The organism is Actinophytocola algeriensis, from assembly GCF_014203735.1.
Classification (GTDB): domain Bacteria; phylum Actinomycetota; class Actinomycetes; order Mycobacteriales; family Pseudonocardiaceae; genus Actinophytocola; species Actinophytocola algeriensis.
In genome coordinates this window covers 120,793-146,497 of record NZ_JACHJQ010000010.1, presented here as the reverse complement: position 1 = coordinate 146,497, position 25,705 = coordinate 120,793, and the positions used below count along the sequence as shown (strand labels likewise).

The window sequence follows — 25,705 nt, the reverse complement described above, 5'->3', positions numbered from 1 at the left end:
GTGGCCGTCGGTTTCCTCGGTACGGGCTCGTACCTCCCCGAGCGGGTCGTCACCAACGACGACATCGCGGAGCTGGTCCAGGACGCGACCCCGGAGTGGATCACCAGCAGGACGGGCATCGAGACCCGCCGCTGGGCCGCGCCGGGGGAGGCGACGTCCGACCTCGCCGCCGTCGCGGCGCGCCGCGCGCTCGCCGCGGCCGGTCTGCCCGCCGACCGGATCGACTACATCGTCGTGTCGACCTCCACCCCGGACCACCCGCAACCGCCGACCGCGTGCCTCGTGCAGTCGCTGATCGGCGCGGGCAGCGCGGCGTGCTTCGACCTCAACGCCGTGTGCGCCGGGTTCGTCTACGGCGTCGAGCTGGCACGCAGGCTCGTCGCGGGCAGACCGGGCGCGCACGCGCTCGTGATCGCCGCCGACGTGTACTCCCGCATCCTCGACTTCGGCGACCGGCGCACGTCGGTCCTGCTCGGCGACGGGGCGGGGGCCGTCGTCGTCGGCGAGGTCGCCGACGGTGGTGGTGTGGTCGAGATCGACCTCAGCAGCTACGGCGACGACCAGGACCTCATCAAGGTCGTGGCCGGGGGCAGCCGGGTGCCGACCACCGCCGCGACCGTAGCGGCCGGGCAGCACGTGTTCACCATGCGCGGGCGGGACGTCCGCGACTTCGTGATGGCGAACCTGCCGCCGCTGCTGGACAAGCTCGTCACCGGCGCGGGACTGGAAATCGCGGACGTGGACTGTTTCGTGCCGCACCAGGCCAACGGCGTGCTGCTGCGCGAGCTCGTCACCCGGTGCGGCCTGGACGGCGCCCACACCCACCTCGTCGTGGACCGCTACGGCAACGTCGGCAGCGCATCCGTCCCGATCGCTCTCGACGACGCGGTCCGCACCGGCCGGATCGGCGCGGGCGACCACGTGCTGCTCGCCGGGTTCGGCGGCGGCATGTCGGTCGGCACCTGCCTGGTGCGGTGGTCAGCATGACCCTCGCGATCGAACGCGTCGGGCTCGTCGGGTGCGGCCAGATGGGTGCCGGGTTCGCCGAGGTGTGCGCGCGGGCCGGGCTGAACGTGCTCGCCGTGGTCGGCAGCGAGGACTCCGCCGAACGCGGCAGGAAGCGGATCACCACCTCGCTCGACCGCCTGGTGCGCAAGGACAAGCTCGCCGCGTCCGAACGGGACGCCGTGCTGGACCGGATCACGTTCACCACCGACCACAAGGCACTGCGGGACCGCCAGTTCGTGCTGGAGGCGGTCGCCGAGGACCTCGCCGTGAAACAGGCGGTGTTCGCCGTGCTGGACGAGGTGGTGCCCGACGAGGGCGCCGTGCTCGCCTCCACCACCTCCGCGTTGTCGATCACGAAACTCGGCCGCGCCACCGAGGCGCCCGAGCGGGTGATCGGCGTGCACTTCTTCAACCCGGTGCCGGTGATGCCGCTCGTCGAGCTGGTGCCCTCGCTCGCGACCGGCGCCACGACGGTGGTGCGGACGACCGCGTTCGTGACGGGTCTGCTCGGCAAGGAGGTCGTGACCGCGCGGGACCGGGCCGGGTTCGTGGTGAACGCCATGCTGGTGCCCTACCTGCTGTCCGCGGTCCGGCTGCTGGAGTCCGGGGTCGCCTCCGCAGAGGACATCGACCGGGGTATGACCGCCGGGTGCGGCCACCCCATGGGCCCGCTGGCGCTGATCGACCTGATCGGCCTGGACGTGGTCGCCGCCGTCGGCGAGGCGATGTACGCGGAGACCAAGGACCCGCTGCACGCCCCGCCCGCGCTGCTGCTGCGGATGATCGACGGCGGTTTCCTCGGCCGCAAGAGCGGCCGCGGCTTCCACGAACACTGACTGGCTGAACTACCGAGACGGGGAGTACCGCATGCGGGTCCTGTTCGCCGTGTCGTCCTGGTCCGGTCACTACTACCCGATGGTGCCGCTGGCGTGGGCGCTGCGCGTGGCCGGGCACGAGGTGCGGGTGCTGTGCGCACCGTCCGAAGTGGATCGGGTGACGGGGGCGGGGCTGACGCCGGTGCCGCTGCTGGCGGACACCGACCTCACCCGCCACGCCCGGGCGTTGAACCTGCTCGAGGAACGGGCCGGTCACTGGCCGTACCGGGAACCGCCGCCGCACCCGGAGCTCGACGGGCCGGTCGAGCCCGGCACGTTCGACCTCGACGCCTGGTGGGCCGGGGCTGTGCGGGCCGAGCGGGAACGGCTGCTGCGCGGCGTCGACGCCGCACAGGGTTACGCGCTGCGGTGGCAGCCGGACCTGGTCGTGCACGACGTGGTCTGCTACGAGGGCCCGCTCGCCGCTGAGGCGGCCGGCGTGCCGAACGTGCTGCACCTGTGGGGCCCGACCGGCGCCGAGGGCACGTTCGGCGTGCTGCGCGGCAACGGCGGTGCGGAGCAGTTCACCGCCGCCGTCGCCGAACAGGCACTCGTGGCGGCCGCGGGCGCCGAGCAGGCCGACCGGATCCTGACCCGTGCCGGTCACGTGCTGGACCCGTGCCCCGATCCGGTCCGCGAGCACACCACCGTGCGCAGGCTGCCGATCCGCTACCTGCCCTACAACGGGTCCGGCGCGGAACCGGTGCTGCCGCCCCGGTCGGACCGGCCGAGGATCTGCGTGACGTGGGGCCGTTCCGGCACCCGCTGCTTCGGTCCCCAGACCTCCAAGCTGCCGCAGGTCGTGGCCGGTGCCGCGGACCTCGGCGCCGAGGTGCTGCTGCTCGCGCCGCGCGCGGACGTCGAGGCGTGCGGCACGCTCCCGGAGTCGGTGCGGCCCATGGTGGAGGTGCCGTTGCACCTGGTGCTGCCGGACTGCGACGCGGTCGTGCACTACGGCAGCGGCGGTTCGACCATGACGTCGGTGGTCGCCGGGGTGCCGCAGCTCGCGATCCCGTTCACCCCGGCCGGGGTGTTCCTTGCCGACCGGTTCGCGGCCGTGGGCTGCGCCCGCACGCTGCCGAACTACGAGACCGACGCGGCCGGGGTGCGTGCCGCCCTCGGCGGGCTCGTCCACGAGCCGTCGTACGCCCGCGCCGCCCGCGACCTCGCGGCCGACGCCGCCGCGATGCCGGCCCCCGCCGAGGTGGTGGGCACGCTGGAGCGGATCGCGACGGCACCCGAGCTGGTCGCCCGGCGGGCAGGCTGATGGTGTTCAACCGCAGGATGTTCGGTGCTGCCATCGCGGGCAGCACTGTCGCGGTGGGTGCCGCCGCCGTGCATCCCGGGCGGTCCTGCTTCGTGCTGGTGCCCGGTGCCTTCGGCCGGGCGGCCATGTTCGCGCCGCTCGTGTCCGCGCTCGCCGAGCGCGGACACCTCGCCGTTGCCGTGGAACTGCCGGGGCACGAACCGGGCTGGGCACCCTACAGCGCCGCTTTCCAGGTACCGCAGGACCTCGCGGCGTGGGCGGCGGTGCCGTCACCGCTCCTCGGGATCGGACTCGCGGACTACGTGGCGCACACGATCGGCGTGGTGCGCCGCATGGCGCGGCGCGGTCGGGTGGTCCTGGTGGGCGCGAGCGCGGGCGGGCTCGTGATCAGCCTCGTCGCGAACGCGGTCCCGCACCTGGTGCACCGGCTGGTGTACGACGACGCGTTCTGCTGCGTGCGACTGCCCAGCGTGGACGCCTATTACCAAACGCCGGAGGCGGCAGGCGCACACAACGAGTTCGTCGGACCCGCGCTGGTGGGCAACCCGGCGGAGCTGGGGGTGCTGCGGGTCAACTGGCGCACCGGCGACCCGTGGTTCCTGAGCGAGGCCAAACTCGCGTTCCTGACGCCCGAATCCACCGACGCCGAACTGATCGAGATCTTCGGGACGCTGTACCCGGACGATCCCCTGGGCGTGAACCAGGCCGACGCCCGCGTCCAGCGCGACACGTGGGGTCGGGTACCGCGCACGTTCATCCGCCACACCCGCGACGGGCTGCTGCCGATCGCACTGCAGGACCGCCTGATCGCCGAGGCCGACGAGCTGACCCCACGCAACCGGTTCGACGTGCACAGCCTCGAAGCCGGGCACGTGGTCCCCGCGGCGCGGGCGTCGGCGGTCGTCGACATCATCGCGAACCTGGCCTGACCACCCCGGCAAACCCCGCGAGCCCACCGGGAGGATCCGCGAGCCCAACCGGGACGACTCGCGAGTTCGACCGACGCGACTCGCGAGTCCACCTGGGACGGCCCGCTACTCGATGCGTGCCCCTGCGGCGAGCTCCTCCAGCAGCGGCACCACCGCACTCGGCGGCGGCATCGCCGCCACCTCGGTGGCCAGTGTCCGGGCCGCGGCCGCGAACGACGGCTCGGTCAGCAGCCGGGACAGCCCCTCCCGGATGGCGGGCACGTCGGCCTCGTAGTTGCGGATGGACAGTCCGCTCCCGTGGTCGACGACCCGCGCCGCGAGGCGTTCCTCCGCGTGTGCGCACAACGGCAGCATCAGCTGCGGCACCCCGATCGCGGTCGCGGTCATCAGCACGCCGGCGCCGACGTAATGGACAACGGCGTCGCAGTGGGGGAGTACCAGGTTCAGCGGCATCTCGACGAGCCGGTGCACCGAGTCGGGCAGTTCGCCGGTGCCCGCGTCCTGTTCGGACGCCAGCAGGAACACCTCCGCGTCCAGCTCGACGGCGGCCGCCACGGCCTCCTGGATGCGGTTGACGGTCTGCCCGAACGTGGCGGCCGCGGACCGGCCCCACACCACGCACACCCGCTTGCGGTCGGTCGGCGTGAGCAGTTCGTGCGGCACGGCACCGGCGCCGTTGTAGGGCACGTACCGCACCGGCACCCTGGTGCCCTTGGTATTCGGCGCGAGCTGCGGCGGGCATGGGTCGAGCACGTACCCGAGCTGCTCCTCGATGGTCGCGGCGGCCTCCGCACCGAGCGAGCCCTCGAACACCGCGGCCGCGGGCAGGTGGTCGAACGACTGGTCGGTGCCGTAGCCGCCGACCGACTCGAGGGTGTCCTCGGTGCCGGTCGGGCCCCACAGGTGCAGGACGCTCGGCACCCCGACGGCGTGCGCGGCCAGCGGACCCTCACAGCTCAGCAGGTCGTGCACCACGAGGTCCGGCCGCCACGCACGCGCGTACTCCCGCGCCGCCGCGACGCTGCGCCGCGAACTGTCCGACATGGTCGCCTGGATCTCCTGCCACGCCGCGTCGAGGTCGAACGTGGCGCGGTCGAACGGCTCGCACGTGTCCGGGTGCGGCGGCGGCTCCGGGTAGGGCCAGTTGCCGGTGTAGGCGGCGAGCACGTTGGAGAGCCGCCCCTGCCGGTGCATGTCGATACCGGTGAGGGCGGGCACCGGGTGCAGACCGGACCGCGCGATCGGCCCCACGTCCGCCTCGGTGCACAGCACCCGCACGTCGTGCCCGGCGCCGCGCAGTGCCCAGCCGAGCGGTACCAGGGGGAAGTAGTGCCCTGACCATGAGGACACGACGAACAGAACTCGCATGCGCCTGCCTTTCGGTCGAACGGCGTCCGCCCCGCAGCGTAGGAACGCACAGGTATGGAAACCCCCAGCGCGCACTGGGGATTTCCATACCTGTGCCGTGAGATCAATGGCCGGACGGCGATCCACGCGGTGAGGGGCTGGTCCATGTGCTGACGGGGTTGCTGCGACGACACCTGCGGCCGCACCGGCGGCTCGTGGCACTCGCGATCGTGCTGCAGCTGCTGGAGGTGCTGGCCATGCTGCTGTTGCCGACGCTGAACGCGGGCATCGTCAACCGGGGCGTGGTGGACGGCGACCACGGCTACATCCCGGTCGCGGGCGGACTCATGGTGCTGGTCGCGTTCGTCGCGGCCGCGGCGGGCATCGGGTCGATCCGGTGCGGTGCGCGGGTCGCGCTGGGACTGGGCCGCGACCTGCGTGCCGCCGTGTTCGGCCGGGTGCTTGACCTGTCGGCCAGGCAGGTGGGCCGGTTCGGGGTCGCGTCGCTCACCACCCGCAGCGTCAACGACGTCCAGCAGATCGAGACCGTCGTGCTCGCCGGGCTGACCACGCTCGCCGCCGCACCGATCATCTGCTTCGGCAGCGTCTTCCTCGCGCTGCGGCAGGACGTGCCGCTGTCACTGGCGCTGATCGCGCTGATCCCGGTGATCGTGGTGCTCACGTGGTACGCGCTCACCCGGCTCGGCGCCATCTACGGCCGCGTCCAGTCCGGTGTGGACACACTGAACCGGGTCGTCGGCGAACGGCTCGCCGGGGTTCGGGTGGTACGCGCGTTCGCGCGCGACGCCTACGAGCTGGACCGCTTCCGGCGGACGAACACCGAGCTGCTCGGCCACGCGCTGCGGGCGGGCAGGCTCCTCGCGACCATGTTCCCGGCCGTCGCGCTCGTGTCCAGCCTGACCACCGTCGCCGTGGTGTGGTTCGGCGCGGTGCGGGTGGACGACGGCGCCGTGCGGATCGGCACGGTCAACGCGTTCGTCGAGTACCTGGTGTTCATCACGTGGTCGATCACCATGACGACGTTCGTGTTCCTCGCGGTGCCGAGGGCGAGCGTGTCGGCGGGCCGGATCCGGGAGATCCTCGAGACCACCCCGGAACTCACCGCACCGGCGGCGGCCAGGCCGGGGGTACGGGCGGGCACCGTGGAGCTGCGCGGGGTCTCGTTCCGCCACCCCGGTGCGGAGCTGGCGACCGTGTGCGGCGTCGACCTCGTCGTGCGGCCGGGGGAGACGGTCGCGATCGTCGGCGGCACCGGCTGCGGCAAGACCACGCTGCTCGACCTGGTGCTGCGCCGCGCCGACGTCACCGCGGGCGCGGTGTACGTCAACGGGGTCGACGTGCGCGAACTGGACCCGGACGAGCTGACCGCCACCGTCGGTGTGGTGCCGCAGCGGGCGCACCTGTTCGGCGGCACCGTCGCCGCCAACCTGCGCTTCGGCAGACCCGACGCGACCGACGCGGACCTGTGGCGTGCCCTCGACGTCGCCCAGGCGAGGGAGTTCGTCGAGGCCATGGGCGGACTGGGCGCGGTTGTCGCGCACGGCGGCGCCAGCCTCTCGGGCGGGCAGCGCCAGCGCCTCACGATCGCGCGCACCCTGTTGCGCCGCCCCGCGGTGTACCTGTTCGACGACTGCTTCTCCGCGCTCGACCCGCTCACGGAGGCGGCGCTGCGGTCGGCGCTGTCGACCGAGACCGCCGGCGCCGCGGTCGTCGTGGTCGCCCAGCGGGTCGCCACGATCCGGCACGCGGACCTGATCGTCGTCCTCGACGGCGGCCGGGTGGTCGGCGCGGGCACGTACGACGACCTGCTCGCCGGGTGCGCGGTCTACCGCGACATCGCGGACTCCCAGTCGGTGGTGACGCCATGACCGGTGTCGTCAGGCCGCTGCTGGCCTGCCTGCGGCCGTACCGTCGGCACCTCGGCACGCTCGTCGTGTCCGGCATCGCGGGTGCGTCGCTGATCGCGCTCGTCGCCCCGGCCGTGCTGGGCGCGGCGACCGACCTCGTGGTGTCCGGGGTCGCGGCGGACGGGGTCGACTTCGACGCGCTCGGTCGCGCGCTGCTCACCCTCGTCGCCCTGTACGCGACAGGCGCGGTGCTGACCTGCGTCCAGGCGCGACTCGCCGCGTTCGTCGTGCGGCGCGTGGTGTTCGAGCTGCGGGAGCGGGCGTCGGAGAAGCTGACGCGGCTGCCGGTCGGCTACCTGGACCGCCAGTCCCGGGGCGACCTGCTCAGCAGGCTCACCAACGACGTCGACACCCTCCAGCAGTGCCTGCAGCAGCTGGTGGAACACCTCGCGATCCGGTGGTTCACGCTGCTCGGCGGCGTGGTGATGATGTTCGTCGTGTCCCCGCTGCTCGCGGTGCTGGTGCTGGCCATGCTGCCGCTCGCCGGGGTCGCGACGGCGCGGATCGCCAGCAGGGCGCAGACCCGGTTCGCCGAGCAGCGCGCCGCGGTCGGCGCGCTCACCACGCACGTCGACGAGATGTACGCCGCGCACGGGCTCGTGTCGGCGTTCGGCAGGCGGCGGCAGGTCGAGCGGACGTTCACCGAACGCAACCAGGCCGTGCTCGCCGCCGGGTTGCGTGGCGAGACCGGGTCGCGGTCCATCGAACCGGTGATGTTCCTCGTCACCAACATGATCTACGTGGTCATCGCGACCGTCGGCGCGGCACGGGTGATCGCCGGCGCGCTGACGATCGGCGACCTGCAGGCCTTCGCGCTGTACTGCGGGCGGTTCGGCCACGACGCTGGCATGGTCGCCGGGCTGGTCGGGGACGTGCAGGCCGGGGTCGCCGCCGCGCGGCGGGTCTTCGCGCTGCTGGCCGAGGAGGAGCAGGCACCCGACCCGGCGGTCCGGACCGGGCCGGGCAGGGGCGCGGGGCGGGTGGTGTTCGAGTCGGTGTCGTTCCGCTACGAACCGGACGCTCCGCTGATCGAGGACCTGTGCCTGACCATCCAGCCGGGACAGACGGTGGCGGTGGTCGGGTCGACCGGCGCGGGCAAGACCACGCTCACGAACCTGTTGCTGCGCTTCCACGAGGTGACCGGGGGCCGGATCCTGGTCGACGGCGCCGACATCGCCGCCATGCACCGCGACGACGTGCGCGGGCTGACCGGGCTGGTGCCGCAGGAGCCGTGGCTGTTCGGTGGCACGGTGGCCGACAACATCGCCTACGGCCGCGCGGGCGCCACCCGCGAACAGGTCGTCGCAGCCGCGCGGGCGACCGGCGTCGACCGGTTCGTGCGCACGCTGCCCGACGGCTACGACACGGTGCTCGGCGAGTCGGCGGGCGTCAGCGCGGGGGAGCGGCAGCTGCTGACGCTGGCGCGGGCGTTCCTGGCCGACCCGGCGATCCTCGTGCTCGACGAGGCCACCAGCTCCGTCGACACGCGCGGCGAGGTGCTCGTCCAGCGCGCCATGAAGGCCGTGCGCGCCGGCCGCACGAGCTTCGTCATCGCCCACCGGTTGTCCACGATCCGCGACGCCGACCTGATCCTCGTGATGCACGCGGGCAGGCTCGTCGAACGCGGCACGCACGACGAGCTGCTGGCGGCGGGCGGGCACTACACCGCGCTGCACGCCGCACAGACCGGCACTCCGGTCTCCTGACACGGCGAAGGCCACCGCGAATCGCGGTGGCCTTCGCCGTGGTGCGGTTTCTACAGCACCCGCAGCGCGGGCCACAGTTCGGACCACGCGGTGTCGCGGCCGCTCAGCAGCCAGACGGGCAGGTCCTGGAACGAGTTGTCGACACCCAGCCCGTTGTCGGTGCGACCGACCTCCTCGGCGGAGGAGAACGCGGACCGCAGCGCCTCGGGCGGATCCCCGAGGTACAGCACCGCATCGGCGCTCTCCGGCGGCGTCGCGAAGTACCACATGCCCAGGTAGGCGCTGTAGGCTCGCGGCAGGTCGTGGTCGGCGCCGTACCGGTCGATCGCCGCCGCCAGTTCGTAGGTCTGCGACATGATCACCGTCGACTCCGGGTCGGGCACCGTGCGGTAGTCGTCGGCGACATCGGCCACCAGCTCCGGCCAGCCCGCGGTCGCGGGCACGTCGAAGCGCGCGCTGTCCTGCGCGACGTCCGACAGCGGCCGCACCGGCAAGTTGACCACCTGCGTGCCGATCGACACCACGAGCGCGGGCCAGAGCACCCACGGCACCCACCTGGCACGCACGTGGTCGAGCCCGGCCGCACCCGCGGCCCACAGCACCGGGAACAGCCCGGCGACGTAGTAGCCGCTCCAGTTCATCGCCGCGAACAGCACCGCGAGCACCGCGAACGCCACGCCGAAGAACCGCAGGTCCGCGTTGCGGAACACCCGCACCAGGCCGAACCCGAGCAGCAGCACCCCGGCGACACCGCAGAACAGAGCCGCGTCGAGGAAGAACCCGACCGGGCCGCCGCCGAACACCTTGTCCTCCGCCGCGCTCTCGAGCACGTCGCCCATGTGCAGCTGCGGCCACCCGTTCGCCGCCTGCCACACCACCATCGGGATCGCGGTGACCGAGGCGATGCCCGCGCCGATCCACAGTGGACGGCGGGTGAGGAGCGCCCGGGGACCGCACACCAGCAACGCGGCCACCAGCACGGCCACGTAGATCACGATCATCACCTTGGCCTGCAACGCCACCGCCGCGACGAGGCCGGTGGCGAGCAGCAGACGGTCGTCGCGCGTGCGCAGCCAGCGCACCAGGAGCAACGTGACCAGCGCGGTGAGCGTGACGTCGACCGTCGAGGTGAGCAGGTAGCGGCCGAACAGGACCATGAACGGCGACGCGACGAACGCGGCCGCCGCGATGACCTGGGCGCGGCGTGACCCGCCCAGCTCGCGGGCGAGCAGCGCGCAAATCACCACCCCGGCCGCCGTGCAGAGGATCGCGGGCAGCCGCAGCACCAGGATGGAGCCGGGCGCGAGCCAGTCCATGGCCGCGGCGAGCAGCGGCAGGAGCGGCGGCTGGTCCGGGAAGCTCCAGTCCAGGTGCTGTCCGGCCAGGCGGAAGTACAGCTCGTCGCCGAAGTAGCCGTAGCGGGTCGCGGTCGCCAGCAGTACGACGGTCAGCGCACCCGCGATCGCGAGGACCGGCAGGCGTGCGAACGGTGGCGGCTCGTCCCGGTGTACGGGTTCCGCTGTTCTCGTGGTCTCGGTGAGACTCATCCGGCTCCTCCGTGGTCGTGCCGGTCTGTGTGCGTGCACTACATCCCTCCGGGGACCGGCAAACCCGTAGTCCTTCCCCGGGGCACAGCAGGACTGGGGAATTCCTTGCCCCGGGCGCATAACGTCGGCGACCATGCTGACCAGGGTGCGCAACATCGGCCGGATCGTCCGCGCGGTCACCACCCGGGACCCGGACCTGCGGGTGCGGCGGTTCTACGAGCTGCCCGACCCGGAGAGCCAGTTCGCCGACCGGGCGACGCGCTACATCAACATCGGGTACTGGGCGTCCGAGGAGACGACGGTCGACGAGGCCGGCGACGCGATCGCCGCCCTGCTCGCCGAGGCCGCCCGGTTCGAACCGGGCCAGGAGGTCCTCGACGTCGGCTGCGGCTTCGGCGACCAGGACTTCCTGTGGCTGCGGGACAAGCAACCCGCGACCATCCACGCGCTCGACGTGACGCCGCACCAGATCGCGGGCGCCCAGGCGCGGGCCGAGGCCGACGGGGTCGCCGACCGGGTGCGGTTCCGCGTCGGCACCGCGACCGAGCTGGACTTCCCGGACGCCTCGTTCGACCGGGTCGTCGCGCTGGACGCGGCGCTGCACTTCAACACCCGCGAGGACTTCTTCCGCGAGGCGTTCCGGGTGCTGCGGCCGGGTGGCGTACTCGGCACCGTGGACACCATCCCGCTGGACGCCGCGACACCGCGCAAGTCGTTCCGCAGCCCCAGGTTCAGCCTGTACCGGGTGGGTGTGCCGGACGCGAACTGGTACGACCGCGACGGCTACGAGCAGCGGCTCGCCGCCACCGGGTTCACCGGCACGAACGTGCTGTCCATCCGGGACCGCACGTGGGAGCCGTGGTACCGGCACTGGAGCACGCTCGCGCACGACGACGCCGCCCGCGCGAACCTGGCGCCCGGCGTGGCGCGGGTGGTCGAGAAGGAGTGGGCCGACACCGACCTGATCAAGCGCGAGCTGGACCGGCTCGACTACGTGGTCGCGGTCGCCGTGAAGCCCAGCTGAACCCATGGCGCGAAACGAGAAGGCAGGGCCAGTGATGACTGTGTCGGAAGAGCTGCCGACGTTGGAGGCGCTCTGGTCACCCGCGCTCGGCGACAACAAGCTGCTGCGGGCGATGGCCGAGGAGAAGCCGGTCTGGCGGGTGCGCACCTACACCGGTGACGAGGGCTGGCTGGTGCTCGGCGCCCCCGAGATCAAGGCGCTCATGCTCGACCGCAGGCTGGTGCGGTCCCACCCGAACCCGGCGGACGCGACGCGGCTGACCGACAACCCGATCTACTCGATGATCGCGGGCGCCGGCGGCGCCGACCCGCACGAGATGCACGCCGCGATGCGTGCGCTGCTGATCCCCTTCTTCACGCACAAGAAGATGGCGGCGCTGCGGCCCCGGATCGAGGCGATCGTGCACGACGCGATCGACGAGGTCCTCGCGTTGCCGCAGCCGGTGGACCTGCTGCCCGCGTTCTCGCTGCCGGTGCCGCTGCGGGTGCTGTGCGAGCTCATGGGCGTCCCGGAGGAGGAGCGCGACACCCTCGCCGAACTACTGGACCGCATGCACGGCACGGGTGATGCCGCCGCCGACCAGTCGGAGTTCTTCGGTTACCTGATGGGGCTCGCCGCCCGCAAACGGGAGCACCCGGCCGACGACGTGATCTCCGGGGTGGTCGCGGCGGGCCACGACGACGTGGTCATCGCGACCATCGTGGCCCTGCTGCTGTTCGCAGGCCACGAGAGCATCTCCTCGCACATCGGTATGGGCATGGCGCGGTTGCTGACCCGGCCGGACCTGCGTGAGCCGCTGGTCGCCGACCAGGACCTGATGGCGGGCGCGGTGGAGGAGATGCTGCGCACCGCGAACTTCGGCGGTGGCTGGCAGCCGCACTACGCGTTCGAGGACTTCGAACTGGCGGGCGAGCACATCCGGGCGGGCGATCTGGTGCTGCCCGACTTCGCGATGGCCAACTACGACCCGCGCGCGTTCGACGACCCGGACGAGGTCGACTTCCACCGCTCCCCCAACCAGCACCTGACCTTCGCGCACGGCGCGTGGCACTGCATCGGCGCGCCACTCGCCAGGCTGGAGCTGAACACCGTGTTCACCGCGTTGCTGACCAGGATCCCCACCATGCGCCTCGCGGTGGAGGCAGGCGAACTGTCCAATCCGGAGAAGGTGAAGGCGCGCCTGTCGTCCACACTGGCCTGGCTCCCGGTGACCTGGTAGCCGCGGCGATGGTTTCCGGCGACAACGAAGAGCGGCTCCGCGCCTACCTCAAGCGTGCGAGCGCGGACCTGCGCAGGACGCGGTCGCGGCTGCAGGACCTGGAGTCCGCCGCACACGAACCGATCGCGATCGTCGGCATGAGCTGCCGCTACCCCGGCGGCGCCACGAGTCCGGAGGACCTGTGGCGGATGCTCGAGGCGGGGGAGCACGGCATCACCCCGCTGCCCGTCGACCGCGGCTGGCGCACGGAGGAACCCGACTCCGGGCTGGCCGGTGGCTTCCTGCCCGACGCGACGACGTTCGACGCGGACTTCTTCGGCATCTCGCCCCGCGAGGCGCTCGCGATGGACCCGCAGCAGCGGGTGCTGCTGGAGTCCACCTGGGAGGCGGTCGAACGGGCGCGCATCGACCCGTTGTCGCTCAAGGGAACAAGGACCGGCGTGTTCGTCGGCGCCATCCCGCAGGACTACCGGGTCGGCCCGCCGGACAACGTGGAGGGCTTCGGGCTGACCGGAACCACCAGCAGCGTCCTGTCCGGCCGCCTCGCCTACGTGCTCGGCCTCGTCGGTCCCGTCCTGACGGTCGACACCGCGTGCTCGTCGTCGCTGGTGGCGATCCACCTCGCGATGCGAGCGCTGCGCGCGGGGGAGTGCCCGCTCGCGGTCGCGGCCGGGGTGACCGTGCTGCCGACCCCGCTCGCGTTCGTCGAGTTCGGCAAGCAGGGCGGGCTCGCGGCCGACGGGTTCTGCCGGTCGTTCGCCGACTCCGCGAGCGGCACCGGCTGGGCCGAGGGCGTCGGCGTGCTGGTGCTGGAGCGGCTCTCGGACGCCCGGCGGAACGACCACCGGGTGCTGGCGGTGCTCCGCGGCTCCGCGGTGAACTCCGACGGCTCGTCCAACGGGCTGACCGCGCCCAACGGGCCGTCGCAGGAGCGGGTGATCGAGCAGGCGCTCGTGGACGCCCGGCTGTCCGCCGACCAGGTGGACGTCGTGGACGCGCACGGCACCGGCACGGTGCTCGGCGACCCGGTCGAGGCGGAGGCGCTGCTCGCCACGTACGGCCGGGACCGCGACCCGGAGCGGCCGCTGCTGCTCGGGTCGGTCAAGTCCAACCTCGGGCACACGCAGGCCGCGGCCGGTGTCGCCGGGGTGATCAAGATGGTCATGGCGATGCGCCACGGCGTGCTGCCCAAGACCCTGCACGTGGACCGCCCGACGTCCCATGTGGACTGGTCGGCCGGCACCGTCCGGCTGCTGACGGAGAACGCGGCGTGGCCCGGGACCGGGGAGCCGCGCCGCGCGGGGGTGTCGTCGTTCGGCCTGTCCGGCACCAACGCGCACGTGATCGTGGAGGAGGCGGTCGAGGAACCCGCTGCCCGGGAGGACGCCGTCGAGGCCGGACCGGTGCCGCTCCTGGTGTCGGCTCGCAGCAGGGAGGCGTTGCGGGCGCAGGCGGAGCTGCTGCGGTCCACGGTGGACGGTCAGCCCGATCTCGCGCTCGTCGACGTCGCCCACTCGCTCGCCACGACCCGGGCCCGCCTCGAACACCGCGCGGTCGTCGTCGCCGACGACCGGGACGCCGCGCTCGCCGGGTTGTCCGCGCTCGCCGACGGCCGCGCCGAGGGCACCGTGGTACGCGGCACGCCGCAGCTGGCGGTGCTGTTCGCGGGCCAGGGCACGCAACGCGTCGGGCTCGGCCGGGCGCTGTGTGGACGGTTCCCGGTGTTCGCCGCCGCGCTCGACGCCGTCATCGCCGCGCTGGACACGCACCTGGACCGCCCGCTGCGGCCGGTGCTGTGGGGTGCTGACCCGGATGAGTTGGCGCGCACCGAGTTCGCCCAGCCCGCGTTGTTCGCGGTCGAGACCGCGCTGTACCGGCTGGTCGAGTCGTGGGGGATCACCCCGGACTTCCTGGCGGGCCACTCGATCGGCGAGATCACCGCCGCGCACGTGGCCGGTGTGTTCACCCTCGACGACGCGGCCGCGCTGATCGCCGCGCGGGGCAGGCTCATGCAGGCGCTGCCGCCCGGTGGCGCGATGGTGGCCGTCGAGGCCGCCGAGTCCGAGGTGGCGCCGCTGCTCGCCGGGCTCGCGGACCGGGTCGCGATCGCCGCGGTCAACGGGCCGCGTGCCGTGGTGCTGTCCGGCGACGAGGACGTGGTGACCGAGCTGGCCGCGCGGTTCGACCGCGCGCGCAGGCTGACCGTCTCCCACGCGTTCCACTCGCCGCACATGGCGCCCGTGCTCGACGAGTTCCGCCGCGTCGTCGCCGGGCTGGCGCCGGGGGAGCCGCTGATCCCGATCGTGTCGACGGTGACCGGCGAACCCGCGACCGTCGCCGAGCTGACCTCTCCCGACCACTGGGTCGAGCACGTCCGCGCGACCGTGCGCTTCGCCGACGCGGTCGCGTGGCTGCGCGGCCACGACGTGACCGCGTTCCTGGAGCTGGGCCCGGACGGCACGCTCACCGCGCTCACCCGCGCCTGCCTCGGCGACGAGGACCTGCCCGTCCACCCGGCGCTGCGAGCCGACCGCGACGAGCGCGCCGCCGTCACCGCCGCGGCCGCCGCGCTGCACGTGGCGGGCGTGCCCGTCCGGTGGGACACCTACTTCACTGGTGCGTCCACTGTGGACCTGCCGGTGTACCCCTTCCAGCGCACCCGGTTCTGGCCGACGAACGGCGTCGGCGGCGCGGGTGACCTGCGCGCCGCCGGGCTGGGTGCCGCGCACCACCCGCTGCTGTCGGCCGCGGTGTCGCTCGCCGGGTCGGACGGCACGCTGCTCACCGGCAGACTCTCGTTGGCCGCGCAGCCTTGGCTCGCCGACCACGTCGTCGCGGGCACCGCGCTGCTCCCCGGCGCCGCGATGGTCGAACTGGCGATCCGCGCGGGCGACGAGGTCGGCTGCGACCGGCTGGCCGAGCTGACCATGACGGCCCCGCTGCCGCTGCCCGCCCACGGCGGGGTGCAGGTGCAGGTGTGGGTCAGCGAACCGGACGGCAAGGGCGAGCGCACCCTGGACATCTACGCCCGCCCTGACGACACCGACGACCATCCGTGGACCCGGCACGCCACCGGCGTACTCGCCTCCGGTCCTGCGGTGGGTGAGTGGCCGCAGCCGGGCGACCGGGTCGCGGAGGAGGGTCCCGCGGCCGGTGTGTGGCCGCCGTCGGGTGCGGAAGCTCTCGACGTCACCGGTCTCTACGACCGGCTTGCCGAGCAGGGCCTCACCTACGGGCCCGCGTTCCGCGGGCTGACCGCGGCCTGGCGCCACGGCGGCGCCGTGTACGCGGAGGTCGAGGTCGCCGAGCACGCGGCCGCGTTCGGCATCCATCCGGCGTTGCTCGACGCCGCGTTGCACACCGCGGCGCTGGTCGGCGGTGACGTCGGCGGGCTGCCGTTCTCCTGGGAGGACGTGCGGCTCCACGCCACCGGCGCCCGTACCGCGCGGGTCCGCGCCGTCCTCGACGGTGACGCGCTCTCCCTCGACCTGACCGACACCGAGGGCGCACCCATCGCCACGGTCGGGTCGCTCGTCTTCCGCGCCCCGCAAGGTGCACCCGCCGCCGTCGACCGGGCACTGTTCCGCCTCGACTGGGTCCCGGTCCGGTCGGGCGCGGCGACCGGCACGGAACGGGTGCTCCACCCGGTTCCCGCCGCCGGGACCGACCCGGTCACCGCCACCCACGAGCAGGTGGCCGCCGCGCTCGCCGCCGTGAAGGAGTGGCTCGGCGACGACCGGTTCCCCGGCACGCGCCTGGTGTTCGTCACCCGGGGCGCCGTCCACAGCGCCGCACCCGACCCGGCCGCCGCCGCGGTGTGGGGGCTCGTGCGGTCCGCCCAGGCCGAGCACCCGGGCCGGTTCGGCCTCCTCGACGTCGACGGGGAGACCGTCCCCGCCGCCGCGCTCGCCAGTGACGAACCACAGCTCGCGGTCCGCGACGGTGAGCTGTTCGCCCCACGACTCGCCAGGACCGCGCCACCTGAGGACGCGGCTCTGCCCACCTGGGACGGCACCGTCGTCATCACCGGCGGTACCGGCGGGCTCGGCTCCGTCCTGGCCCGCCACCTCGTCACCGAGCACGGCGTCCGCCACCTCCTCCTGCTCAGCCGCAGCGGTGTCGCCGCGCCCGGGCTGGTCGACGAGCTGACCGGTCTCGGCGCCGACGTCGTGGTGACCGCCTGCGACGTCGCCGACCGCGCCGCGCTCGCCGAAGCGCTCTCGTCCGTCGAGCACCCGGTGTCCGCGGTGCTGCACGCGGCCGGTGTGCTCGCCGACGGTGTCATCTCCGCGCTCACCCCGGCCGCGCTCGACACCGCGCTGCGCCCCAAGGTCGACGCCGCGTGGCACCTGCACGAGCTGGTCGGCGACGCGGACCTCGTGCTGTTCTCGTCGGTCGCCGGGGTCACCGGTGCCGCCGGGCAGGGCAACTACGCCGCGGGCAACGCGTTCCTCGACGCGCTCGCCGCGCTGCGCCGCGCGCAGGGACTGCCCGCCGTGTCGCTCGCGTGGGGCCCGTGGGAGTCCGATGCAGGCATGACCGGCGCGGACGAGAACAGCCGCCGCCTGCGCCAGCTCGGCACCCCGCCGCTGACCGTCGCGCAGGGCACCGCCCTGTTCGACGCCGCGCTGCGCACGGGTGAGCCCGTCGTCGTGCCCGTGCGGCTCGATCTCGCCGCCCTCCGCGCGATGGGCACGGTGCCCGCCGTGCTGCGCGGGCTCGTCCGCACCACCACGCGCCGCGCCGCCGTGTCCGGGTCCGGCACCGCGGCCGACCTCGTCACCCGCCTCGGCCGCCTCGACGAGACCCGGCGCCGCGACGCGGTGCTCGACCTCGTGCGCGAGCAGGTCGGCGCGGTGCTCGGCCACCAGGACCCGCGCGCGCTCGACCCCGCGCGCCCGCTCGCCGAGCTGGGTTTCGACTCCCTGACCGCGATCGAGCTGCGCAACCAGCTGTCCGCCGCGACCGGGCTGCGGTTCCCCGCGACCCTGGTGTACGACCACCCGTCCGTCGCGGTGCTCGCCGCCCACGTGCTCGACGAGCTGCTGGGCACCACCCCCGGCGCCACCCCCGGCACCTCAGTGTCCACTGTGGACGCATCGGATCCGGTCGTGGTCGTCGGCATGGCCTGCCGCTACCCCGGCGGCGTGCGGAGCCCCGAGGACCTGTGGCGGCTCGTGAGCGAGGGCCGCGACGCCATCTCCGGGTTCCCGGTCAACCGCGGCTGGGACCTCGACACGCTGTTCCACCCCGACCCCGACCACCCCGGCACGTCCTACACCCGCTCCGGCGGCTTCCTGCACGACGCGGGCGAGTTCGACGCCGAGTTCTTCGGCATGAGCCCGCGCGAGGCACTCGCCACCGACGCGCAGCAGCGGCTGCTCCTCGAGGCGAGCTGGTCCGCGGTCGAGCACGCCGGCATCGACCCGATCTCGTTGCGCGGCAGCAGCACCGGTGTGTTCGCGGGCGTCATGTACGGCGACTACGGCACCGTCCTCGCGGGTGGTGAGTTCGACGGCTACGTCGGCACCGGCAGCTCGGCGAGCGTCGCGTCCGGCCGCGTGTCCTACGTGCTCGGCCTCGAAGGCCCCACGGTCACGGTCGACACCGCGTGCTCGTCGTCGCTCGTCGCGATGCACTGGGCGATGCAGTCGCTGCGTGCGGGGGAGTGCGCGCTCGCGCTCGCCGGTGGCGTCACCGTGATGTCCACACCCGGCGCGTTCGTCGAGTTCTCCCGCCAGCGCGGGCTCTCGACCGACGGCCGCTGCAAGGCGTACTCCGACTCCGCCGACGGCGTCGGCTGGGCCGAGGGTGTCGGCGTGCTGGTGCTGGAACGCCAGTCCGACGCACTCCGCAACGGGCACCGCATCCTCGCCGTCGTGCGGGGTTCCGCGGTCAACTCCGACGGCGCCTCCAACGGCCTCACCGCGCCCAGCGGCCCGGCGCAGCAGCGCGTGATCCGGCAGGCGCTCGCGTCCGCCGGACTGTCCACAACGGACGTCGACGTGGTCGAGGGGCACGGCACCGGCACGTCGCTCGGCGACCCGATCGAGGCGGGTGCCCTCCTCCAGACCTACGGCCAGGACCGGGACACCCCGCTGTTGCTGGGTTCGGTCAAGTCCAACATCGGGCACACCCAGGCCGCCGCCGGGGTCGCTGGCGTGATCAAGATGATCATGGCGATGCGGCACGGCCGGGTACCGCCGTCCCTGTACGCGGACCGCCCGTCCGACCGGGTCGACTGGGCGGCCGGGGCCGTCGACCTCGTCACCGAGACCACGCCGTGGCCGGAGACCGGCAGGCCACGCCGCGCCGGTGTGTCGTCGTTCGGCTTCAGCGGCACGAACGCGCACACCATCCTCGAGCAGCCACCCACAGGAGAGCCGGCGACACAGCCGGGTGGCGAACCGTCCGCCGGGCAGCACGGAGTGGTTCCGGTCGTGCTGTCCGGCCGGACGGGGGGTGCGCTGCGCGACCAGGCCGCCCGCCTCCTATCCGTTGTGGACGACCACGCACCGGCCGACCTGGCGTTCTCGCTCGCCACCCGCCGCTCGGCGTTCGAGCAGCGGGCCGCCGTCGTCACCGGCGACCCCGCGGTGCTGCGCAGGGCGCTCGGCGCGCTCGCCGCCGACCGGCCGGACCCCGCGCTGGTGACGGGGGAGCACACGCCCGGCGGGCGGCTCGCGATGCTGTTCACCGGCCAGGGCGCGCAACGCCCCGGGATGGGCCGCGACCTGTACCGCCGCTTCCCGGTGTTCGCGCAGGCGCTCGACACCGTGGCCGCCGCGTTCGAGCAGCACCTGGACCGGCCGCTGCTGGACGTGCTGTTCGCCGACGACGGCCCGCTCGACGAGACCGGCTGGACCCAGCCCGCGCTGTTCGCGCTCGAGGTCGCGCTGTTCCGCCAGCTCGAGGCGTGGGGGGTGCGCCCGGACCACGTGGCGGGCCACTCGATCGGGGAGCTGGCCGCCGCGCACGTCGCCGGGGTGTTCCCGCTCGCCGACGCGGCCGCACTGGTCGCCGCGCGCGGCAGGCTCATGCAGGCGCTGCCGGACGGTGGCGCGATGGTGGCGATCGCCGCCACCGAGGACGAGGTGCAGGCCGCGCTCACCGACGGCGTGGACATCGCCGCGGTCAACGGACCCGCCGCGGTCGTGGTGTCCGGCGACGAGGAACCGGTGCTCGCGCTCGGCGCGCGGTTCGCCGAGGACGGCCGTCGCACCCGCAGGCTCGCGGTGAGCCACGCGTTCCACTCGGCACGTGTGGACGCCGTGCTCGCCGACTTCCGCGCGGTCGCCGAGCAGGTCACGTACTCGGCGCCGGCGGTGCCGCTGGTCTCCACGCTGACCGGTGCGGTCGTCACCGACGAGGTGTGCGCCCCGGACTACTGGGTCGAGCACGCCCGCCGCACGGTCCGGTTCGCCGACGCCGTCACGACCCTCGCGGGGCTGGGCACCGACACGTTCCTGGAGATCGGGCCCGACGGTGTGCTGACGGGCATGGCCGCCGAGACCGCCACCGGTCCCGGTACGGCGTTCGCCGCCACCCTGCGCGCGGACACCGACGAGGAGACCGCGTTCGTCACCGCGCTCGCCCGCCTGCACGTCCGCGGCATCCGCGTCGACTGGCACGCGTGGTTCGCCGGCAGCGGCGCGCGCCCGGTGGACCTGCCCACCTACGCCTTCCAGCACGAGTTCTTCTGGCCGCCCGCGCCGGTGGCCCGCCCCGCCACCGACCCCGCCGACGACCGGCTGTGGGCGGCGGTCGAACGCGACGACGCGACCGAACTGGCGTCCGTCCTCGGCATCGCCGCCGACGAGCTGGGCACCGTGCTGCCCGCGCTCTCGTCGTGGCGGCGCGGCAGGCACGACCGCGCCCGCATCGACTCGTGGCGCTACCGCGTCACGTGGACCCCGGTCCGCACCGGCCCGGCCCGGCTGTCCGGCACCTGGCTGCTCGTCGGGCCCGACCCCGGTCTCGCGGACGCACTGCGTTCGGCCGGGGCGGAGGTGCGACCCGTCGCGGTCGAGGGCAGTGCCGTGGAAGTCGCCGAGCACCTGACCGACGACGTGACCGGCGTGCTCTCCACCGTCACGGAGCTCGCCGCCGCGCTCACCCTGCTCCAGACGATCCCCGACGTTCCACTGTGGACGATCACCGGCGGCGCGGTCACCACCGGCGTCCACGACCCGCTCACCGACCCGGAACAGGCGGCCGTGTGGGGCTTCGGCCGCACCGCCGCGCTCGAGTACCCGCGCCGGTGGGGCGGCCTGATCGACCTGCCGGCCGAACCCGACGCCACCACCGCCGAGCGGGTCGTCGAGGTCCTCGCGGGACGCCACGGCGAGGACCAGGTCGCGATCCGCGCCACCGGCGTCCTCGGCAGGCGCCTCGTCCGCCACCCGGCGGCGCCCGCACCGGAGCCACCCGTGCGCGGCACCGTCCTCGTCACCGGCGGCACCGGCGAACTGGGTGCGGCGGCCGCGCGGTGGCTCGCGACCGCGGGCGCGACACGGCTCGTGCTCACCAGCCGCCGCGGCCCGGACGCGCCCGGCGCCGCCGACCTGCGTGCCGAGCTGACCGCCCTCGGCGCCGAGGTGGACGTCGTGGCCTGCGACGCCGCCGACCGCGACGCGCTCGCCGCCGTCCTCGCCGGGCTGCCCGACCTCACCGGGGTCGTGCACGCCGCGGGCACCAGCGACATCAGGCCGCTCGCCGAGACCACACCCGGGGACCTCGCGGCCGCCATGGCGGCGAAGGCCGACGGCGCCGCGCACCTGCACGCGCTGCTCGCCGACCGCGACCTGGACCTGTTCGTGCTGTTCGGGTCCCTCGCCGGGGTGCTCGGCAGCGGCGGGCAGGCCGGGTACGCCGCCGCCAACGCCTACCTCGACGCGCTCGCCGAACACCGGCACGGCCTCGGTCGCGCCGCCACGTCCGTCGCGTGGGGCCCGTGGGCAGGCGGTGGGATGGCCACCGATGACGAGGTGTCCCGAGGGCTCGCCCGCCGTGGCCTGACCGCGCTGCCCGCCGGGCCCGCACTGGCCGCGCTCCGGCAGGCCGTCGCGTCCGGCGAACCGGCCCTGACCGTCGCCGACGTCGACTGGGCGCGTTACGCCGCGGTCTTCACGTCGTCGCGGCCCAGCCCGCTGCTCGCCGAGGTCGCACCGGCCCAGTCCCGGGAACCGGTCGGCACCAGCGAGCTGGCGACCCGGATCGCCGGGCTCACCGACACCGAGCAGGAACGCCTCCTCGTCGGGATCGTCCGGGACGAGGCGGCGGCCGTGCTCGGCCACGACCGCGCCGACGGTGTGCCGGCACAGCGCGCGTTCCGCGAGGCCGGGTTCGACTCGCTCACCGCCGTCGAACTGCGCACCCGGCTCGGCGGGCTGACCGGCCTGCCGCTGCCCGCGACGATGGTGTTCGACCACCCCACCCCGCTCGCCCTCGCCCGCTACCTGCGCGCGGAACTGTTGGGCGCCACCACCGACGGCACCGCACCGGTCGCCACGCGGGCGGACGCCGACGACCCGATCGCGATCGTCGCGATGGCGTGCCGGTTCCCCGGCGACGTCCGCACCCCCGAGGACCTGTGGGCGCTGCTCGCCGACGGCCGTGACGCCATCACCGACTTCCCCGCGGGCCGCGGCTGGGACGGCACCGTCGCGGTCGACACCGACCCGGACCGCCCCGGCGCCACCTACACGACCCGCGGCGGGTTCGTGCACGACGCCGACCGGTTCGACCCGGCGTTCTTCGGCATCTCGCCCCGCGAGGCGCTCGGCATGGACCCGCAGCAGCGGCTCCTCCTCGAAACCACGTGGGAGTGCGTCGAACGCGCCGGCATCGACCCGACCACGTTGCGCGGCAGCCGCACCGGCACGTTCGTCGGCGCCAGCCACGCCCAGTACGGCGGCGAGGGCGAGGACATCGAGGGTCACGTCGTCACCGGCACCATCCCGTCCATCCTGTCCGGCCGTCTCGCGTACGTGTTCGGGCTCGAGGGCCCGGCCGTCACCGTCGACACCGCGTGCTCGTCGTCGCTCGTCGCCATGCACCTCGCCGCCCAGTCGCTCCGCGACGGCGAGACCACCCTCGCGGTCGCGGGTGGTGTCACCGTCATGACCACACCGGGGCCGTTCGTCGCGTTCAGCCGCCAGCGCGCGCTCGCCCCGGACGGCCGCTCGAAGGCGTTCTCCGACGCCGCCGACGGCATGGCCCTCGCCGAGGGTGCCGGCGTGGTGCTGCTGGAACGGCTCTCCGACGCGCTCCGCAACGGGCACCCGGTGCTCGCGCTGGTACGCGGCTCGGCCACCAACTCGGACGGCGCCTCCAACGGCCTCACCGCCCCCAACGGGTTGTCGCAGCAGCGGGTCATCCGCCAGGCCCTCGCCAACGCACACGTGACCGCCGCCGACATCGACGCCGTCGAGGCGCACGGCACCGGCACCGCGCTCGGCGACCCCATCGAGGCCCGCGCGCTGCAGGCGACCTACGGGCGCGACCGCGAGCGGCCGCTGTGGCTGGGCTCGGTCAAGTCCAACATCGGCCACACCCAGTCCGCGGCGGGTGTCGCGAGCGTCATCAAGATGGTGCTGGCGCTGCGGCATGGGGCACTGCCGCGCACGCTGCACGTCGACGAACCGTCCAGCCACGTCGACTGGTCCTCGGCCGCGGTGACCCCGCTCGCCGAACCCGTGGCGTGGCCCGCGCGGGACGTGCCGCGCCGGGCCGCGGTGTCGTCGTTCGGCATCAGCGGCACCAACGCGCACCTGGTGCTGGAGGAGGCACCCGCGCCCGACCCGGTGCCGGACCCACCCGAACCTCCCGCGATCACACCGTGGGTGCTGTCCGCGCGCACCCCGGCCGCCCTGCGGGCACAGGCCACTCGCTTGCGGTCCACTGTGGACGGTGTGCGTCCGCTCGACGTCGGGCACACGCTCGTCGGGTCCCGGGCGCTCTTCGAGCACCGGGCCGTGGTCCTCGGCCGTGACCTCGCCGAGCTGACCGCGGGACTGGGCGCGCTGGCCGCGGGCCGGTCCGCCCCGTCCGTCGTGACCGGCACCGCGGACCTCGACGGGCGGACCGTGTTCGTGTTCCCGGGACAGGGCGCGCAGTGGGCGGGCATGGGGGCGCGACTGCTCGCCGAGTCACCGGTGTTCGCCGCGCGGACCGCCGAGTGCGCCACCGCGCTGGCCCCGTTCACCGACTGGTCGCTCACCGACGTGCTCACCCGGGCCGACGACGCGCCCACGCTCGAGCGGGTCGACGTCGTACAGCCCGCGTCGTTCGCGGTGATGGTGTCGCTGGCCGCGGTGTGGCGGTCGCGCGGTGTGCGGCCGGACGCGGTCGTCGGCCACTCGCAGGGCGAGATCGCCGCCGCCGTCGCCGCCGGTGCGCTGTCCATCGAGGACGGTGCGCGGGTGGTCGCGTTGCGCAGCAAGGCGATCGCGGAGACCCTCGCCGGTGCGGGCGGCATGATGTCGGTCGCGCTGCCCGTCGCCGAGCTGACGTTGCCGGACGGCGTGTCCGTCGCGGCGGTCAACGGGCCGAGTTCCACCGTCGTGTCCGGCACGCCGGAAGGACTCGACGCGCTCCAGGCCGACCTGGTCGCGCAGGACGTGCGGGTGCGCAGGGTCGCCGTGGACTACGCCTCGCATTCGGCGCAGGTCGAGGCGCTGCGCGACCGCCTGCACACCGACCTGGCGCCGCTGCGGCCCCGGCCCGCCGACATCCCGTTCCTGTCCACCCTGACCGGCGACTGGCTCGACACCACCGCGATGGACGCCGACTACTGGTACCGCAACCTGCGGGAGACCGTGCGGTTCGAGCACGTCGTCCGCGAGCTGCTGGCCGCAGGGCACCGCGCGTTCGTCGAGGTGAGCCCGCACCCCGTGCTCACCTTCGCGGTGCAGGAGACCGCCGACGACGCGCGCGAGCCGGTCGTCGTGGCAGGCACACTGCGCCGCGACGACGGCGGCCTCGACCGCCTCCTCACCTCCGCCGCCGAGGTGTTCACCCGCGGCGTGCCCGGCACGTGGCTGGAACTGGCGGGCGGTCGCCGGGTCGACCTGCCCACCTACGCGTTCCAGCGCGACTCCTACTGGATCCCGCCGACCCCGCCCCGTCAGGCGGAGGGTGGACCGGACGCCACGTGGCGGGCGATCGAGGAGGCCGACCCGGCCGCGCTCGCCGCGGACCTGCGGGTCGACGAGGACGCGCTCGCCGCCGTGCTGCCCGCCCTGTCCGCGTGGCGCCGCGACCGCGCCGACGAGTCTACTGTGGACTCCTGGCGGTACGGGGTCCGCTGGACCCCCGTGCCCACCGATGAGCAGGTGACCCTCACCGGCGTGTGGCTGCTCGCCACCGGCCCGGATGACGACGCCGACGAGGTGGCCGACGCCCTCACCGCGCACGGCGCCGAGATCCGCCGCCTCACGCTGTCCGGGTTCGACCGCGAGCAGCTCGCCGACCGGCTCGACGACGTCGCCGCCGACCTGACCGGGATCGTGTGCGTCGCCACCGCGACCGGTCCGTGTGCCGACCACCCGGCGCTGCCGCTCGGCGTCGCCGCGACCGTCACCCTCGTGCAGGCCCTCGGTGACGCCGGGATCGAGGCGCCGCTGTGGTGTCTCACCCGGGGCGCCCAGTCCACCGGACCGTCCGATGTGGTCACCGAGCCCGCACAGGCCATGGTGCACGGCGTCGCCTGGACCGCCGCGCTCGAACACCCGCACCGCGTCGGTGGCGTGGTGGACCTGCCCGGCACGCTCGACACCGCCGCCGCACGCAGGCTCGTCACCGCCCTGTCCGGCGGCACCGGCGAGGACCAGCTCGCCGTCCGCGCGACCGGCC

11 protein-coding genes (1 of these 11 cut by a window edge) are annotated in these 25,705 nt (G+C 74.1%); 9 read left to right on the top strand and 2 right to left on the bottom strand.

Annotation, left to right across the window (positions count from 1 at the left end; genetic code table 11):
- Genes FHR82_RS38390 through FHR82_RS38375 form a run of 4 tightly spaced genes read left to right on the top strand, consistent with a single transcriptional unit; the run spans position 1 to position 4,079 of the window.
- Positions 1–987 (top strand): 3-oxoacyl-ACP synthase III family protein, encoded by a 987-nt coding sequence (locus tag FHR82_RS38390; RefSeq protein ID WP_311771477.1) that lies wholly within the window; start codon positions 1–3, stop codon positions 985–987.
- Positions 984–1,844 (top strand): 3-hydroxybutyryl-CoA dehydrogenase, encoded by an 861-nt coding sequence (locus FHR82_RS38385; protein ID WP_184815564.1) that lies wholly within the window; start codon positions 984–986, stop codon positions 1,842–1,844. The genes FHR82_RS38390 and FHR82_RS38385 overlap by 4 nt, the downstream gene beginning before the upstream one ends.
- Before the next feature lie 31 nt (positions 1,845–1,875).
- Positions 1,876–3,150 carry a nucleotide disphospho-sugar-binding domain-containing protein gene (locus FHR82_RS38380; RefSeq protein ID WP_184815563.1) on the top strand — a complete coding sequence of 425 codons (1,275 nt, stop codon included), beginning with the start codon at positions 1,876–1,878 and terminating at the stop codon, positions 3,148–3,150.
- 17 nt (positions 3,151–3,167) lie between these two features.
- Entirely contained in the window at positions 3,168–4,079 is a 912-nt protein-coding gene (locus tag FHR82_RS38375) for an alpha/beta hydrolase (RefSeq protein WP_225943828.1), read from the top strand.
- A 105-nt stretch (positions 4,080–4,184) separates the two neighbouring features.
- On the opposite strand, the gene FHR82_RS38370 is transcribed toward FHR82_RS38375, so the two are convergent.
- The gene (locus tag FHR82_RS38370) at positions 4,185–5,447 is read right to left on the bottom strand and encodes a nucleotide disphospho-sugar-binding domain-containing protein (RefSeq protein WP_184815562.1); all 1,263 of its coding nucleotides are present in this window, start codon (positions 5,445–5,447) and stop codon (positions 4,185–4,187) included.
- 146 nt (positions 5,448–5,593) lie between these two features.
- Here FHR82_RS38370 and FHR82_RS38365 point away from each other — a divergent pair, with 146 nt between their 5' ends.
- Both FHR82_RS38365 and FHR82_RS38360 read left to right on the top strand, forming a co-directional pair.
- Positions 5,594–7,315, top strand: a complete 1,722-nt coding sequence (locus FHR82_RS38365) for an ABC transporter ATP-binding protein (protein ID WP_184815561.1) — start codon at positions 5,594–5,596, stop codon at positions 7,313–7,315.
- A complete protein-coding gene (locus FHR82_RS38360) occupies positions 7,312–9,060 on the top strand; it encodes an ABC transporter ATP-binding protein (RefSeq protein WP_184815560.1) in 1,749 nt (582 codons plus the stop codon). The genes FHR82_RS38365 and FHR82_RS38360 overlap by 4 nt, the downstream gene beginning before the upstream one ends.
- Positions 9,061–9,110: 50 nt before the next feature.
- On the opposite strand, the gene FHR82_RS38355 is transcribed toward FHR82_RS38360, so the two are convergent.
- Entirely contained in the window at positions 9,111–10,607 is a 1,497-nt protein-coding gene (locus FHR82_RS38355) for an ArnT family glycosyltransferase (protein WP_184815559.1), read from the bottom strand.
- Positions 10,608–10,740: 133 nt separating this feature from the next.
- Here FHR82_RS38355 and FHR82_RS38350 point away from each other — a divergent pair, with 133 nt between their 5' ends.
- The 3 genes in view from FHR82_RS38350 to FHR82_RS38340 are tightly spaced (at most 34 nt apart) and all read left to right on the top strand, a layout consistent with a single transcriptional unit that may run on beyond the window.
- On the top strand, positions 10,741–11,631 hold the full coding sequence (locus FHR82_RS38350) for an SAM-dependent methyltransferase (protein ID WP_184815558.1): 891 nt from the start codon (positions 10,741–10,743) through the stop codon (positions 11,629–11,631).
- Between the two features lie 34 nt (positions 11,632–11,665).
- On the top strand, positions 11,666–12,850 hold the full coding sequence (locus tag FHR82_RS38345) for a cytochrome P450 (protein WP_184815557.1): 1,185 nt from the start codon (positions 11,666–11,668) through the stop codon (positions 12,848–12,850).
- An 8-nt stretch (positions 12,851–12,858) separates the two neighbouring features.
- On the top strand, positions 12,859–25,705 hold the 5' portion of the coding sequence (locus tag FHR82_RS38340) for a type I polyketide synthase (RefSeq protein ID WP_184815556.1). 9,941 nt of this gene lie beyond the right edge of the window; 12,847 of the gene's 22,788 nt are visible here — the first part of the coding sequence; its start codon is at positions 12,859–12,861; its stop codon lies off the right edge, out of view.